This is a genomic window from Shewanella schlegeliana, assembly GCF_016765635.1.
Taxonomy (GTDB): Bacteria; Pseudomonadota; Gammaproteobacteria; order Enterobacterales; family Shewanellaceae; genus Shewanella; species Shewanella schlegeliana.
In genome coordinates, this window is record NZ_JAESVD010000007.1 from 139,977 (window position 1) to 152,922 (window position 12,946).

Genomic DNA, 12,946 nt, shown 5'->3' on the forward strand with positions numbered 1-12,946 from the left:
ATGAAAGAGACATTTTTTCGCAGCATGACTTGGCTGCACACCTGGGTTGGCTTGCTCGTTTGCTGGGTATTATTGCTGGTATTTTTCGCGGGTACCCTGAGTTACTACCGTTATGAAATAACGCTATGGAGTAAACCTGAACTCCATAAAAACGTGATCCAGCCATATGATGCTAGCCAAGTTGCTAATGAACTTGAGCGTGCTCAACACTATTTAACTGAACATGCCCCCGATGCACGTGACTGGCGAGTCAACTTCCCTACAGATCGTAAACCCTATATGAGCTACGGCTGGCAAACACAGCCAGAAGAGGGGCAACGTCGCGGTAAGTTTATTGAACATATCGCGCCAATTGAAGGTGATAAGTTAATCAGTGAGGTGCGTGAGTCTAAAGGTGGGCACTTCTTCTATCGTCTGCATTTCGACCTCCATTACATGCCGGCAAAAGCTGCACGCTGGATTATTGGTTTCTGTACCATGTTTATGCTTGTAGCGCTGATCAGTGGCATCGTTATTCATAAACGGATCTTCAAGGACTTCTTCAGTTTTAGACGTAACAAAGGCAGTCGCTCATGGCTAGACGCCCATAACGTAAGCTCGGTAATAGCCCTGCCTTATCATCTAATGATCACCTACACAGGCCTTGTAACACTGATGGTGATGTATATGCCATGGAGCGTGTTCACTGCCTACGATGGTGATTTTAAGGCGTTTAGTAAGGAGCTTAGGCCGAGTAGAGTACTCGTAAAGCCTATAGGCGTTGAGGCACAAACTGTATCTCTGATCGCATTACTTCCCCAAGTTAAGAGCATCTGGGGGGAGGCACAGCTAAAACAAGTGGTAATCAATAACCCAAGCGATCAAAACAGCCGAGTTAACTTTTACAAAGAGACTGGTGAAGCCGTTACCGATAGAAGAACTGCGATTATCTTTAATGGCACCAACGGCGAATTACTCAGCCCAGGTATAGAACCTGACTCAGGTGTGCGTAATACCCACGACACGCTTATCGCCCTGCATACTGGACGCTTTGCCGAGCCAATACTGCGTGCACTGTTTTTCATCTGCGGACTCTTAGGCTGCGCCATGATCACAACAGGGACATTGCTCTGGGCGGTGAAAATTCGCCAGAAACAGCAAAAGCAGATCAAGCAAGGCGCTAAAGCGAGCCTTGGTTTACGCCTAGTAGAGGGGCTCAACCTGACATTTATTACAGGTCTACCACTTGCGACAGCCGCTTTCTTTTATGCTAACAGACTATTACCTGTGGATATGGTTAACCGTGCACAATGGGAAGTGAATACTTTCTTTATCGCCCTCGCCTGTGTGGCACTATTAGCCTGTATAAACCGAACACTAGCCGCTTGGCGCCTTGTCATAACAGTAACGGCAACAAGTTTAGTCGCAATCCCAGTTTTAAATGCGCTGACCTCCAGCAGTCACCTATTAAGCAATATAACTCAAAGCCAATGGCCATTAGTGGGCTTTGATCTAATGTGTGTATTTATCGGGATGTCGCTCTTTTTCGCTCGTAGGAAACTAGTTACCAAACAAGCTGTCACACCAAAAAGAAAAGTACGTACAGCCACTAAAAGCTGTCAAGTTAATGTCGATGCCTCATCAGCGACAAAAGAAGGAATATAAGCGGTGATCATAAGTCTTTTAGGATTTAGCTACCTCGCATTTGGGTTACTAGCTCTAGCCATGTTCTCCCACTATCGGGACACTTTTGGCAGCGCACCAAGCCCTGTACAGGCTAAAGTGTTATATATCGCCGGTTGGCTAGCCATCGCAGGCACTTATTGGGGATGTATAGCAAACCTCGGCGCCGCTTACGGCAGCATTTTATTCTTTGGTTTACTCTCTTTTGCAGGGCTATTGGTCATTCTAATGCTGAGCTATCGAGCTAAGTTCTTACCGTACTCTATGGCATTGAGTACCCTATTTAGCTCTATTTTGATCGGATTAAATTAACGATAACTGGACGTTCACTAAAACATAGTCAGTAAGCATATTGCCAATCTGATTAGCGTTAACCACAGAACAGCTAAATAAGCGGTTCTGGGTTCTCAAAGCCACATCATCAAAAAGCCTTTTGCGTTACTGTTAAGTTAGTGCGAAAGGCTTTTTTCACTCTCTATACCCTTAATGAACCTAACAAAAATTACATGATTCAGCTTACATACAGCAAGTAAGCGCTAAGGTGAACCTCATAAAAGACTGACTTGGAGACTTCATGCTTGATTCAAATCCGCCGATATCAAATCCCCTTGTTTCAAATGGCCTTGTTTCAAATAGCCAAGCACAAGTCAGTCCAAGTTCACCACACAGGCAGCAAGCGCCCAAACCAAACAATGCTGCAGTGTTGCAAACCGATACCGTCACCCTTAGTGCCAAGTCTATTGCGCTATGTAACCAAGCCCTTGAATCCAATCCTTCACAAACGCTCCCTGCACAGCCAAAGCGACCTAACGAAGGGGAAAAGATTGAAGGTTACGTAGAATTTAAAAAAGCGAAGATGCAGTACCAGATCTATGCTGACATGGCGAATATTGCCACAGGCCGTGACAATAACGTCTCCCCTGCAACGGTTTACTACCTATCAAACAATGACGATGCTCGCGCTGCAACACTGAACGCTAAGGCTCAGCAACAGCAGATAGCAAGTATGCAAACTTATGTAGAGACTAACCAAGAAAGCAACAACACCTAGTAATTTCAGATATTTTATAACAACTTAAGTGGACGATAAGCATAAGCAGAGCTGGAATTCGCTATGTCACTAAGCAGCTATTCCCCAAAGAACACCCCAAAGTAAACTCATGCAGTTGATTAAAATCAAGCTGCAGCCTCCTTTCTAAGAGTACACTCCGCTTTAGTTATTTGCAGTTGCAACGTATTGACTTAAAGAGTTAGCTTAAACCACTTCCCCCCTAGTCATTAGCCATGTATTTGCATATTCATCTATTAGAAGAGTTAACAGTATGACTTTTAATATCAACCTCAGTTGGAGCGCCTCTGAGGAGCCTATTACCGATCCCCAAAACTTTTGCCGTGACCACCAGATTAGTTTTGGTAGCGGTCAGCAGATCCAAGCCTCATCTGCACCAGAATACAGTGGCAATGCGGCCAATGTTAACCCAGAGGAAAGTCTACTCGCAGCGCTAAGCTCCTGCCACATGCTAACCTTTCTGACAATTGCACACTTAAAACGCCTCCCCATCATCTCTTATCAAGATAATGCTTATGCAGAACTCGGCAAGAATGAGGCGGGCAAAATCTTTGTGAGTAAGATAGTCCTACGTCCGGAGATCGAGTTCGCCACAGAAGTTGAGCAAGAAGTGCTTACTAAGATCCACGAAAAATCCCACAGCAACTGCTTTATCGCTAATAGCTTAAGCCCTGAAACTCAGTTTGAAATTAAATACTAAATCTACTTTTCATTAAGTAGTTCATATTAAATGTAATGGGTATCTCTCAGAGAAGCGTCAAGCACATCTGCGAATGAGGCTAGTTCAAATATAAAAAAGCTAGGTTATAACCTAGCTTTTTTATTGAGATAACTTATGTGCTAACCGTCATTTTCTACGAAGTCATCGGTAAAATCGGTTTCCCAGTACTTGTATCCTTGTACAGTGGCTTGAGCTGCAGCGCCCATCAAGTTCACTTGATAAGTCTTCACACCAGACACATCAACCGACTGGTTTGCCGAAGCTTGCTCGCCGCTGCCCTCATATTCGGCACTCGCCTCTGCTTGCGCTTGACCTTCATACCCCGACTCTTTAAAACGAGTCAATGCATCACGCTGAGTAAAGGCTTGTACAAACGCCATCTGCTTCCAGCCAATTCCCGCGCCGACACCGCCAGTTGCGAAACGATAATAAGAGAGCTTGCTACCTTCGTGTAGTACACAGATCCCGCCACCCGTCGATAAGGCAAACAGATAACTATTACTGCCTGTACACACCACATAACCTACGGAGTTAGCCACTGCAGTTCTAGCTGCAGGATGCTCCGTATAGATCTCCTGTAGTGCAGCCTGAGTCTCTTCTCTAGCATGCATTTTCTTAGCTTCAGGGGTATCACCTGTCGCACAACCCACAAGTAGTACAGGTAGGGCTACTGCTGCTAGTTTTAGTTTGCTTAGTCGAAACATAGTTTCATCCTTATCGATAAATAATGAGTGCCAATGCACTCTCTGTCACAGCTATTCATTAATATTTCGCGCCATTAAACATATAGCATATGAACCAAGTTATTGATTCAGTTATATATCACAATGTTGCTTAACCAATCCTTTATCAAGCTTTATCTCTGAGGCGCATAGTCAATTAATCAAGATTGTTTATAAACAACCTAGTTATCGACAGCCTCATACTGTAAGTAATGGCCTCCATGTTATTGCTTATCACGACCTATTGATTGCCATCTGGTGACATCATTATTAAACGAGTTGTTTTTTACCTATAAAAAGGGGTTACCCCACGGCTTTGCTTTATAAGCTATTGCGCTTTTTTAGAAACTTCCAATCTCTGGACTCTAAAAAGAAAGAGGCAAAAATCATATAAACGCCCACTAAAAATAGCTGTAAGATCCTAAGATAAAAATTCACTGCAACATCTTTATCCGTTGACGATGCCGTAGAACCGACAACCACCAATAGTGCCGATAAAATACCGGCATACAAAGGCGCTTTAGCTGGGTCGGCGTAGATCTTCTGTCCAAAGAACAAAGCCGCTAACATCGACATGCCGATATAAAATTGGACCTCAGGTACTATGGTGAGTAAGTTATAAAACACGACCGCTAAGGCGCCACCAATACCATTGGTGACCAGCAGAAACAGACTCACCTTTACGCTTTTTGCTCCAGCTGCCTGCAAAGACAGGATCGCGATGAAGATCATGGTCAACAGCGCGCCTGAGATCTCTAAGAAGTAGAAAAAACAGATCACAGGAAAAGCGATGATTAATGCGCGAAATGCCTCATGAGTTCGCTCATCATGGCTCTGTTGAGCATCCGCTAATTGCTCTTTTTTAGGTGAGAGATCAGGTAACAAGGCGTGAAGTAACGCAAAGATAACCACAGCGACGACACCTGAAAAACTTAAGCCCACGCCAACTAATATCGCGGCTCCCGGTTGCAGTAAACTCAAATAAGGCAGTAACAGCGTTGCCACAATGAAAATAGTGGCGAAGAAGTTCCATTTAGGGTCGCTAAACAGGTAGTAGCCCCACAACATCATCATGGCGAGCAATGGCAGCAGCACCATAGGATAATGAGTCGGACCAAAGCTCACCAACCAAGCTAAGCCGATGGTACAGATCATAGAGATAAGCAGCTCATACACAGTCTGCATTGTGGGCTCTTGCCTATCAACCAAAAACTTCGCCACAAACACAGGTACAATAAACGCAAGCGGCCAAGCCCAAATAGCAGACACGGCAACCGCGAGACCAATTCCAAGGGTGAAGCGCAGTACCCTACGAGTATAAATCGTCTCTTGTGTTACATCTTCTGCTGCATTAGAAGCAGAAAGTGAACTATCAGCTCGTTTGCTATCTGACATAGGAGAACCAGCTCACTATGCGGATCCAGAACTTACCAAATAAATTGATGATACTGTTGTCGCTGGTGTAGACAATCACATCGGCTTGGCCACCGACACGCCTTAGCCCTACAGCTTCATCGGCAGGCAGTACAATAGTAACGGGGAAGCGCTGAGATTGACGTAACCAGCCAGTTTGACCCGATACCTGTGCCAATTTGCCTGTTTGTTCGCTCTGGCCCCAGTCAATGCCGTAATCAATACTGCCAACCTTAGCCTTAAAGACCTTTCCAGGTGCATAATCGAGGGCAAACTCAACGTCATCGCCTGGCTTCATATTGCCTAAGCTGTTTTCTCTAAAGTAAGCCTCAATCCACACATCTTCCGAGGAGATAAAGGTCATCACAGGCTGCCCTGCACTGGCGTATATACCCTCTTTTAGCCTGAAGTTTGACGCTACCCCATCAGTTGGTGCTGTGATTGATGTACGAGCTAAGTCCAGCTGCGCTTTCTCTAAGCTTAATAGGGCAGACTTAACATTAGTATTATTCTCCCCTTCAGCCCCTAAACGCTCCTGCGCCTTCGCAAGATCGGCTTTGGCACTCGCGACGCCCGCTTCAGCCTTAGTCAATTCGGCTCTAGCATTATCGGCATCGGCCTGTGACATCACGGCTCTGTCGACCATAGCAAAAATACGCTTAGACTGAACTTGTGCATTTTTCAGGTTTGCTTGAGCATTGGTGACTTTTGCCTGAGCGGCTGCGACATTGGCGGTCTGGGCACCGACATTCTGTCCAGCTTTCTTGAGTGATTGTTCTGCTTGATGCAGCGCGATTTCATAATCTTGTGGGTTAATTTTGGCAAGTACATCCCCCTGCTCTATGAGGGTGTTCGGCTCCACCAAGATATCGATTATCTCACCGGATACTTGAGGGCTAATAGGGACGACATAGCCGCGAATACGGCCAAGATCGGTTGAGGGAATAAATCTATCTGCGATAAGGTGAAACACAAATAAAAAGCTGACTACGATTAAGATGATATTGGTCGCTTTGCGAATTTTTGTGTTTTTCTTGTTTTCAGTCTGCTCGGCCTCTTTACTCTGCTCGCTACTAGCTGCTTCACTCGAGCTCACACCCTTTTCTTCCGTCATACTCATCCCTTTAGTCGCCGATAAGCCTGTACCGAATTGCCATTAGTACAAGCGTTCAATATTAGTGTCGATAAACACACTATCATTGAACTATTTTTAGTCAGTTTAGTGCCTTAAACAGTTAACATTCAATACTTTTATTGACATATTTAGCAAACCTTTTATCAACAAAAGCACTTAAGAGAATAGACTAATAATGATGAGTGAACATTAACAAGGTTGACAGCATAAATAAGAAAATGGGCGTTAGTAGCCTAATGACTAATAACGCCCATACAATGAAGCTACACTGATTTCAATATAATAGAGATCAGTTTAACTTATATTTTAAATGCCTTATGAACGTCTTCAGCCATGCCCTTGGCCGGCATCGGCTTTGGCATTAACTCCTGAACAGGTTGCGCTTGCAGAGCATCCTTTAAGTAGCTAATCGCTTTATTCAACTGCGCATCATGGCCAGTAAATGTTGCATAGGGTAAGTTATCGACCTCAATGTCAGGGCTCACACCGCGCCCTTCGATGATCCAACTGCCGTCCATCGCATATTGCGGGTACTCGGCAACTCTGGCCATACCTTTGTCCGTTAGTGAGTTGCGACCAGATAACCACACTCCTGCACCTGCTGTTTGCTTACCAATTAAAGGCGCGATGCCAAGCGCCTTAACTCCTGCCGAGAAGGTCTCGCCGTCTGAGTAAGTCAGCTGGTCGGTCAACACCACCAGCTGGCCTCTAAAGGTCTGCTGCATGTTACCCGATGGCGTGCCATGGGTCGGTGCCCAGAATGCCCAAGTTCGGCGCAGTAGCTTTTCGATGATCCAGCTATCAATATTGCCACCACGATTGCGGCGCACATCAATAATCAAACCATCCTTATCGACATTAGCGTAAAACTCTCGGGCAAAACTGGCGATATCACCGCTGCCCATAGCATACAGATGCAGATAACCTATCTTGCCGTCACTATTTTTAGCCACCTCATCGCTATTATGACGCACCCAGTCAATATATCGGAGCTTGGCGTTTTTAGATGCCGTAACTGGTTTAACTATGGTCTGGTGAGCCTTACTGCCACGCTTAAGCGTTAGCAATACCTGCTTTCCATCTTGGTTACGTAAAAGCCTTGTCACATCGGCAATATTGCTTAGCTTCTTGCCATTGATAGCCACAATCACATCACCCACTTTTGCGTTAACCCCCATCTGCATCAATGGCGCAGCTTGTGCGGGTAATTCGGGATCGCCCAGATAGATATGCTCAATCACAACGCCCGCTTTAGTTTGCTCCAGTCGTGCCCCTAAGCTTGCAGATTTGGCTTTACTAAGATCTTTAGGGCTATCGCCACCACGTACCTGAGAGTGCAGAGAGTCGAGCTCCCCCATCATCTGCATAAAGATATCGTTGAGTTCATGACGGTCTGTGAGTCTATTAACCAAAGGCTGATACTTAGCCTTAGTGGCTTGCCAGTCTAAACCACGCATGCTCTTGTCATAGAAGGAGTCTCTATGCATTAACCATGCATCTTCAAACATCTGCTGCCACTCTGCCGCGGGCTCGATGGCGAGTTGCCATAGATTAGTTTGCACTTGGGCATGGTTAAGCTCTTTAGGTAGCTTATCACCCGCATCGACAATCAGCATTTCACTGCCCTGCTTAGACTGCTTACGGATAAACAATTTTTTGCCATCTTGAGACAATTGATACTCGCCAACATCTTTAGAGAACGTCTCAACCTTAGGGCTGAGCGCATCGAACTTAACCACTTTCAGTGTCGACTTACCACTGCTTGATGTATCCAGTAGATAGAACTTATCTTTTGCCATCTGCAGCGAGTCATAGTTACCTGCAGCAATAGGCACTTGCCATAACCGACTCGGTAGGCCATCCCACTCGACCTCTGTTTCAGTCTCATCGCCATTCTTCTGTGGCTCAGATAGCAGTTCATTGGGCTTTTGAAAGGCAAAGCGTGCATCTTCATTTAGCGCAATTGCGAATACTTGCGTGCGCTTATCAAACATCGGACCTAAGTTTCTATCTCCCCATGGTGAGCTAGGAGTGGAGACAAACTCTCGATTAGACAGGAAGTATAACCAATCACCATCGGCGCTAAAGCTAGGGGAGAAAGACTCATATTTATCACTCGTTAATGATTCAGCGCGATTCTTCTTTAGCGAGTACAGCACGATTTGTGGCCTAGCCTTTCCCATCTCAGCCTTGGTTAAAGCGATAAAATGGCTGTCTGCAGACCAGACGATATCCGCATAGGGACCGAGGCCTTCGCCTTGGGTGATAATTTTTTTATTACTGCCCTTTTTAAGATCGAATAACCAAACGTTGCCATCGTAGTCGTCATGGGCAAGGTAGCGGCCATCGGGGGACAGATGCAGATTAAGCCTTAGGCTTTTGCCATCTTTAGTCAATTGCTTAGCGTTATCACTACCATCGGCAGCAAATTGCCATAGCTCCTGTTCACCAGAGGCATCGCTTATACCATAGACCCAAGCGCCATCTTGGCTCATTACCGCGCTGCGAACTCGACTATGCTTCGGCAATGCAATTTCAACTAAACGTTGGCCATCCGTGCCCGCTATCGCCACATGACTGCGAGCGGTGATCACCACTTTATCGCCTTGAGGGGCTAACAGTGTCGAGGTAGCATACTTCATCGGCTCTTTGACCCAATGCTCCCGCTTTTGAGCAAAGTCAGAGACGAGCTCAATATCGAGAGTCTGATCTTGGCCTGACGCGATATCGAACAACTTGATATCCGCACCTTGCTGAAACACGATACGGCCTTGATTCAAACGAGCCGCACGAACTTGCCACTCTTTATAATGAGTGTGCTGCTTAATATCACTGCCGTCAGTCGCCATCGACCAGATGTTGTCATTACCATCACTGTCACTAATAAAGTAGAGGCGCGACTGCCATAGCATAGGCTGTCTAACAGAGCCTCGGTGAGCCTGAGTCAGCGATATCGCCTCTTGCTCACTACCTAATTTAAATTTCCACAACTCACCTTTAGCGCCGCCGCGATAAACCTTGGCATTATCACCGGTTGTCTGTAGTCCAAATCGTGTAAAGTAGAGGTACTCACCTTGCTCATCGATCGCACCTTCAATCGCATCCGCTAAGGGGAGATCGTTTGTTATCAAGCTTGCCGGATCGACCGTTCTTAATACCCAATAGTTAGCAGGGCCGAAAGCATTATCAGTTGAATAAAGCACCTTACCATCGGCAGTCCAACCTTGGACTCGCACACGACTATTTTCAAAGCTCACCCTCTTTGCTTGACCACCAGCGATAGGAATAACGTAAACCTCGGTCGAGCCTTCGTAATTGGCAGTATAAGCCACAAATTTACCATCGGGGGAGATGGTCGCTCCTAACTCCTGCGCGGGTAAGCTTGTTAGACGCATCGCTTTATCGTCTGCTAAAGATTGCGTCCAGAGATCGCCTTCGGCGGTAAATACCAAGGTTTGCTGGTTTAATGCTGGCGCACGAAAGTATCCAGGCTTGACAGCAGATTGTGCGGCAAAAGCGGGAGAGATACTAATCGTGCCGAGGGCAAGCATACAGCACGCAAGAGAATGACGGAGTTTCATCTGTTCTACCAATCCTATTGTTTTTGTTCTTAATTGAGGCAACAAGGTAGCAAACTTTTCATAATACAGCAGCAAAATACTACCAAATAAGTATTAGCGAATGTGTTTATCTCTCTGAGTAAAGTTAAGCTAAAACTTGCTTAGCTTCCGCTAATCAATCACTGCTAAGCTTAAGGTTAGCGCCGTTAATATATGGAGCATTAATGCCAACAGAGTATCTTCGTCCATCGCTAAAAGATGATATTGGGGTCAATCGAGCATTGGGGAATATGCCAAAGGTCCACGCCGATAGTTTTTCTGAACCACAGTTACTCTACCTAAGACGAGCATTAATCAACAACCGATGGCAGAAGCATATGATAGATAGTCGTGGCAGTTTCTATCTTCCCTTCATTGGCTGGCGCTTTTTCTATGTGTTTTTGTTTGGACGTAATAAACGTGCATACAGTCGCAAAGAGAAGCAGCTTTCGTTAGCCCTTTTCCTGCTTAGCATAGTTGCATTTATCTTGATCTCTATTGCCTTTGGCTTGCTACTGCTCTACTTGTTGAAATCTATGTTAGGTATCGACCTTTTTGAGGGGACTTCACTTGAGATTTGGGACTGGTTCAAAACGCTTTAACAAAGGTTATAAATCGAGTCCTATATCTGAAGCATTCACCTAAAACCAAGCCCGCAATCGCGGGCTTGATTATTCTGAGGCTCATTAATAGCAGTCAGTATAAATGCTAACGCCAGTTAATGGCCTGACATCACCACTTTTTGCAACTTAAGATACCTCTCGTTAAACGGGTGGGTCGCCTGTAGCAACTGCGGTGCCTGCTCAGCCAACTGCTGAAGCAAGTCATAAGCTTCTGCTATCTTTTTATCTCGGATCAGCTGCTCGATATTGTCCAGTTGCGCCGTTAAATCAGCACCTACAGGAGCACTGTCCTGCACAGCCTGAGTAACGTTGTTATCCATTTGCTTAGGCGTGTCCATCGAGCGCATCATCTGTGGCTTAGGTGGAGATGACATCATCACAGGCTCGCCTTGCTCTAAATTATCGCCACTTTTCATCGCTGGATTTATCACAAAAAGCGTCACTACCACCAACACAGAGGCTGCTGAAGATAGTGGCCAGCGATATTTACGCCAAAAAGATTGACTCTGAACAGGCTTAGCAACTCGGCTACGCGCCATTGTTAAGATCTGCTCATCAAGCTCAGTTGGGGGCTGCTCTTTATCAATTTTTTGATAAAGCGACTTAATTTCTGCTTCAACAACTTCATGCTCTTTATCTGTCATGTTCAGCCCCTTGCCATTTCAAGTCTACGCAGTCCTTAAGTCCCTTATAAGCATAGCGAATACGGCTTTTTGTCGCTTCTAGGGTTGCCCCTGCAATATCGGCGATAATCGCTGCGGTAAAGCCCATCTCAACATTGAGCAAAAATGCCTCTTTTTGCACTTGTGGCAAATTTGCCACACAAGCTTTCAGCAGCGTTGATTTTTGTCTATCTAACATCTGCTCTTCTGGATTAAAGTCATCATTACTGAGTTGAGTATCTGCTTCTTGCTCCGGCTCAAACACCTCACTAAAACTATTCACTGGCTTAACGGCTCTTACGTGATCGATTATCAGGTTATGGGCGATACGATACAGCCAAGTGGTAAATTTGGCGCTGGTTTCATAGCCGCTAGCGGCCTTTATCACTCGACTCCAAGTTTCCTGATAGAGGTCTTCTGCTAGCTGTTGATCGTAAATTTGCCGAACGAAGTATCGGTATAGCGGACCTTTGTGCTTACGATAAAGTAACTCAAACGCTCGAGCACTGCCGGCTGCATATTGCAACATCAAGGCTTGATCTGAATCAACCTCATTGGTCGGTTCGACTGAGGGCAAGGGTTGCTCCACGGTATCTTCCTTAGCTAATAAATTTTTACAGATTATCGACCGCTAAGCTTTGTCTAGTTTAACTTAGATTGCAAGTGCTTAGGTCACGAGCAGAATAATAGATAGGGTAATGAGTATTTGCAGTAAGGAAACAACTGAAAGATAGATAGAACAAACTCCCTTATAAAAAATGCCACCTAGAAATTAACTAGGCGGCATTTGATATTGACAGGCCAAGAGCCTGTTAGATTAAGCTAGCTTAGCTTGCAGAGCAGCATCTTTAGCTTGAACGGCTTCAGCAGACTTAGCACGTTCTTCTTTAACTGCTACAGCAAGTGCATCATCACCCACAGCTAACATTTGTGCTGCAAGGTAACCCGCATTTTTAGCGCCAGCACTACCGATAGCAACCGTTGCTACTGGAACGCCGCCTGGCATCATGACTGTAGATAAGAGTGCATCGTGACCCTGTAGTGGACCACAATCAACAGGCACACCGATTACAGGGCGAGTAGTAATACCCGCAACAGCGCCAGCGAGGTGCGCAGCAAGACCTGCTGCACAAATAAAGACTTTACAACCACGCTCTTCAGCATCTGTTACGTAGGCATGCGTAGCAGCAGGCGTACGGTGCGCTGAAGTGACCTTTGCTTCAAAGTTGATTTCGAAAGTTTTAAGCACATCGAGGGTGGCTTGCATTGTAGGCAGATCTGAATCAGATCCCATTAATACTGCAACAAATGGTTTGCTCATTTTAAGTCCTTGAGTAGGG

The 12,946-nt window shown here is 45.5% G+C and carries 12 protein-coding genes; 5 read left to right on the forward strand and 7 right to left on the reverse strand.

Annotation, left to right across the window (positions count from 1 at the left end; all coding sequences use genetic code 11):
• The 4 genes from JMA39_RS13535 (at position 1) to JMA39_RS13550 (ending at position 3,431) form a co-directional block, all read left to right on the forward strand.
• A complete protein-coding gene (locus JMA39_RS13535; RefSeq protein WP_202722399.1) occupies positions 1-1,644 on the forward strand; it encodes a PepSY-associated TM helix domain-containing protein in 1,644 nt (547 codons plus the stop codon).
• A 3-nt stretch (positions 1,645-1,647) separates the two neighbouring features.
• On the forward strand, positions 1,648-1,974 hold the full coding sequence (locus tag JMA39_RS13540) for a DUF3325 domain-containing protein (protein ID WP_202722400.1): 327 nt from the start codon (positions 1,648-1,650) through the stop codon (positions 1,972-1,974).
• A 262-nt stretch (positions 1,975-2,236) separates the two neighbouring features.
• Positions 2,237-2,713, forward strand: coding sequence for a hypothetical protein (locus tag JMA39_RS13545; protein WP_202722401.1), 477 nt, complete (start codon positions 2,237-2,239; stop codon positions 2,711-2,713).
• A gap of 271 nt (positions 2,714-2,984) precedes the next feature.
• Entirely contained in the window at positions 2,985-3,431 is a 447-nt protein-coding gene (locus JMA39_RS13550) for an OsmC family protein (protein ID WP_202722402.1), read from the forward strand.
• A 140-nt stretch (positions 3,432-3,571) separates the two neighbouring features.
• Here the strand turns inward: JMA39_RS13550 and JMA39_RS13555 are convergent, their stop codons facing one another.
• The 4 genes from JMA39_RS13555 to JMA39_RS13570 all read right to left on the reverse strand — a co-directional run bounded on the left by JMA39_RS13555 (position 3,572) and on the right by JMA39_RS13570 (position 10,303).
• The gene (locus tag JMA39_RS13555; RefSeq protein WP_202722403.1) at positions 3,572-4,156 is read right to left on the reverse strand and encodes a lipid-binding SYLF domain-containing protein; all 585 of its coding nucleotides are present in this window, start codon (positions 4,154-4,156) and stop codon (positions 3,572-3,574) included.
• A gap of 339 nt (positions 4,157-4,495) precedes the next feature.
• Positions 4,496-5,569: a DUF2955 domain-containing protein gene (locus JMA39_RS13560; protein ID WP_202722404.1), complete on the reverse strand. Its 1,074-nt coding sequence runs from the start codon at positions 5,567-5,569 to the stop codon at positions 4,496-4,498.
• A complete protein-coding gene (locus tag JMA39_RS13565) occupies positions 5,559-6,701 on the reverse strand; it encodes an HlyD family secretion protein (RefSeq protein WP_237732828.1) in 1,143 nt (380 codons plus the stop codon). The genes JMA39_RS13560 and JMA39_RS13565 overlap by 11 nt, the downstream gene beginning before the upstream one ends.
• 320 nt (positions 6,702-7,021) lie before the next feature.
• Positions 7,022-10,303: a S41 family peptidase gene (locus tag JMA39_RS13570; RefSeq protein WP_202722406.1), complete on the reverse strand. Its 3,282-nt coding sequence runs from the start codon at positions 10,301-10,303 to the stop codon at positions 7,022-7,024.
• A gap of 203 nt (positions 10,304-10,506) precedes the next feature.
• On the opposite strand from JMA39_RS13570, the gene JMA39_RS13575 reads away from it, so the two are divergent.
• Positions 10,507-10,923 (forward strand): hypothetical protein, encoded by a 417-nt coding sequence (locus tag JMA39_RS13575; protein WP_202722407.1) that lies wholly within the window; start codon positions 10,507-10,509, stop codon positions 10,921-10,923.
• Positions 10,924-11,039: 116 nt separating this feature from the next.
• On the opposite strand, the gene JMA39_RS13580 is transcribed toward JMA39_RS13575, so the two are convergent.
• The 3 genes from JMA39_RS13580 to purE all read right to left on the reverse strand — a co-directional run bounded on the left by JMA39_RS13580 (position 11,040) and on the right by purE (position 12,927).
• Entirely contained in the window at positions 11,040-11,588 is a 549-nt protein-coding gene (locus JMA39_RS13580) for a hypothetical protein (protein WP_202722408.1), read from the reverse strand.
• Positions 11,578-12,135, reverse strand: coding sequence for a sigma-70 family RNA polymerase sigma factor (locus tag JMA39_RS13585; protein ID WP_202722499.1), 558 nt, complete (start codon positions 12,133-12,135; stop codon positions 11,578-11,580). Before JMA39_RS13585 ends, JMA39_RS13580 begins: the two co-directional genes overlap by 11 nt.
• A 288-nt stretch (positions 12,136-12,423) precedes the next feature.
• Complete coding sequence (gene purE, locus JMA39_RS13590) at positions 12,424-12,927, reverse strand: 5-(carboxyamino)imidazole ribonucleotide mutase (protein ID WP_202722409.1); 504 nt, start codon at positions 12,925-12,927, stop codon at positions 12,424-12,426.
• Positions 12,928-12,946: the final 19 nt, after the last annotated feature.

Bases quoted from the DNA above. Each gene is read 5' to 3' on its own strand.
- JMA39_RS13555 (WP_202722403.1), bottom strand. From the start codon at position 4,156: ATGTTTCGACTAAGCAAACTAAAACTAGCAGCAGTAGCCCTACCTGTA.
- JMA39_RS13550 (WP_202722402.1), top strand. From the start codon at position 2,985: ATGACTTTTAATATCAACCTCAGTTGGAGCGCCTCTGAGGAGCCTATT.
- JMA39_RS13575 (WP_202722407.1), top strand. From the start codon at position 10,507: ATGCCAACAGAGTATCTTCGTCCATCGCTAAAAGATGATATTGGGGTC.
- JMA39_RS13570 (WP_202722406.1), bottom strand. From the start codon at position 10,303: ATGAAACTCCGTCATTCTCTTGCGTGCTGTATGCTTGCCCTCGGCACG.
- JMA39_RS13560 (WP_202722404.1), bottom strand. From the start codon at position 5,569: ATGTCAGATAGCAAACGAGCTGATAGTTCACTTTCTGCTTCTAATGCA.
- JMA39_RS13565 (WP_237732828.1), bottom strand. From the start codon at position 6,701: ATGACGGAAGAAAAGGGTGTGAGCTCGAGTGAAGCAGCTAGTAGCGAG.
- JMA39_RS13585 (WP_202722499.1), bottom strand. From the start codon at position 12,135: ATGTTGCAATATGCAGCCGGCAGTGCTCGAGCGTTTGAGTTACTTTAT.
- JMA39_RS13545 (WP_202722401.1), top strand. From the start codon at position 2,237: ATGCTTGATTCAAATCCGCCGATATCAAATCCCCTTGTTTCAAATGGC.
- JMA39_RS13535 (WP_202722399.1), top strand. From the start codon at position 1: ATGAAAGAGACATTTTTTCGCAGCATGACTTGGCTGCACACCTGGGTT.
- purE (WP_202722409.1), bottom strand. From the start codon at position 12,927: ATGAGCAAACCATTTGTTGCAGTATTAATGGGATCTGATTCAGATCTG.
- JMA39_RS13580 (WP_202722408.1), bottom strand. From the start codon at position 11,588: ATGACAGATAAAGAGCATGAAGTTGTTGAAGCAGAAATTAAGTCGCTT.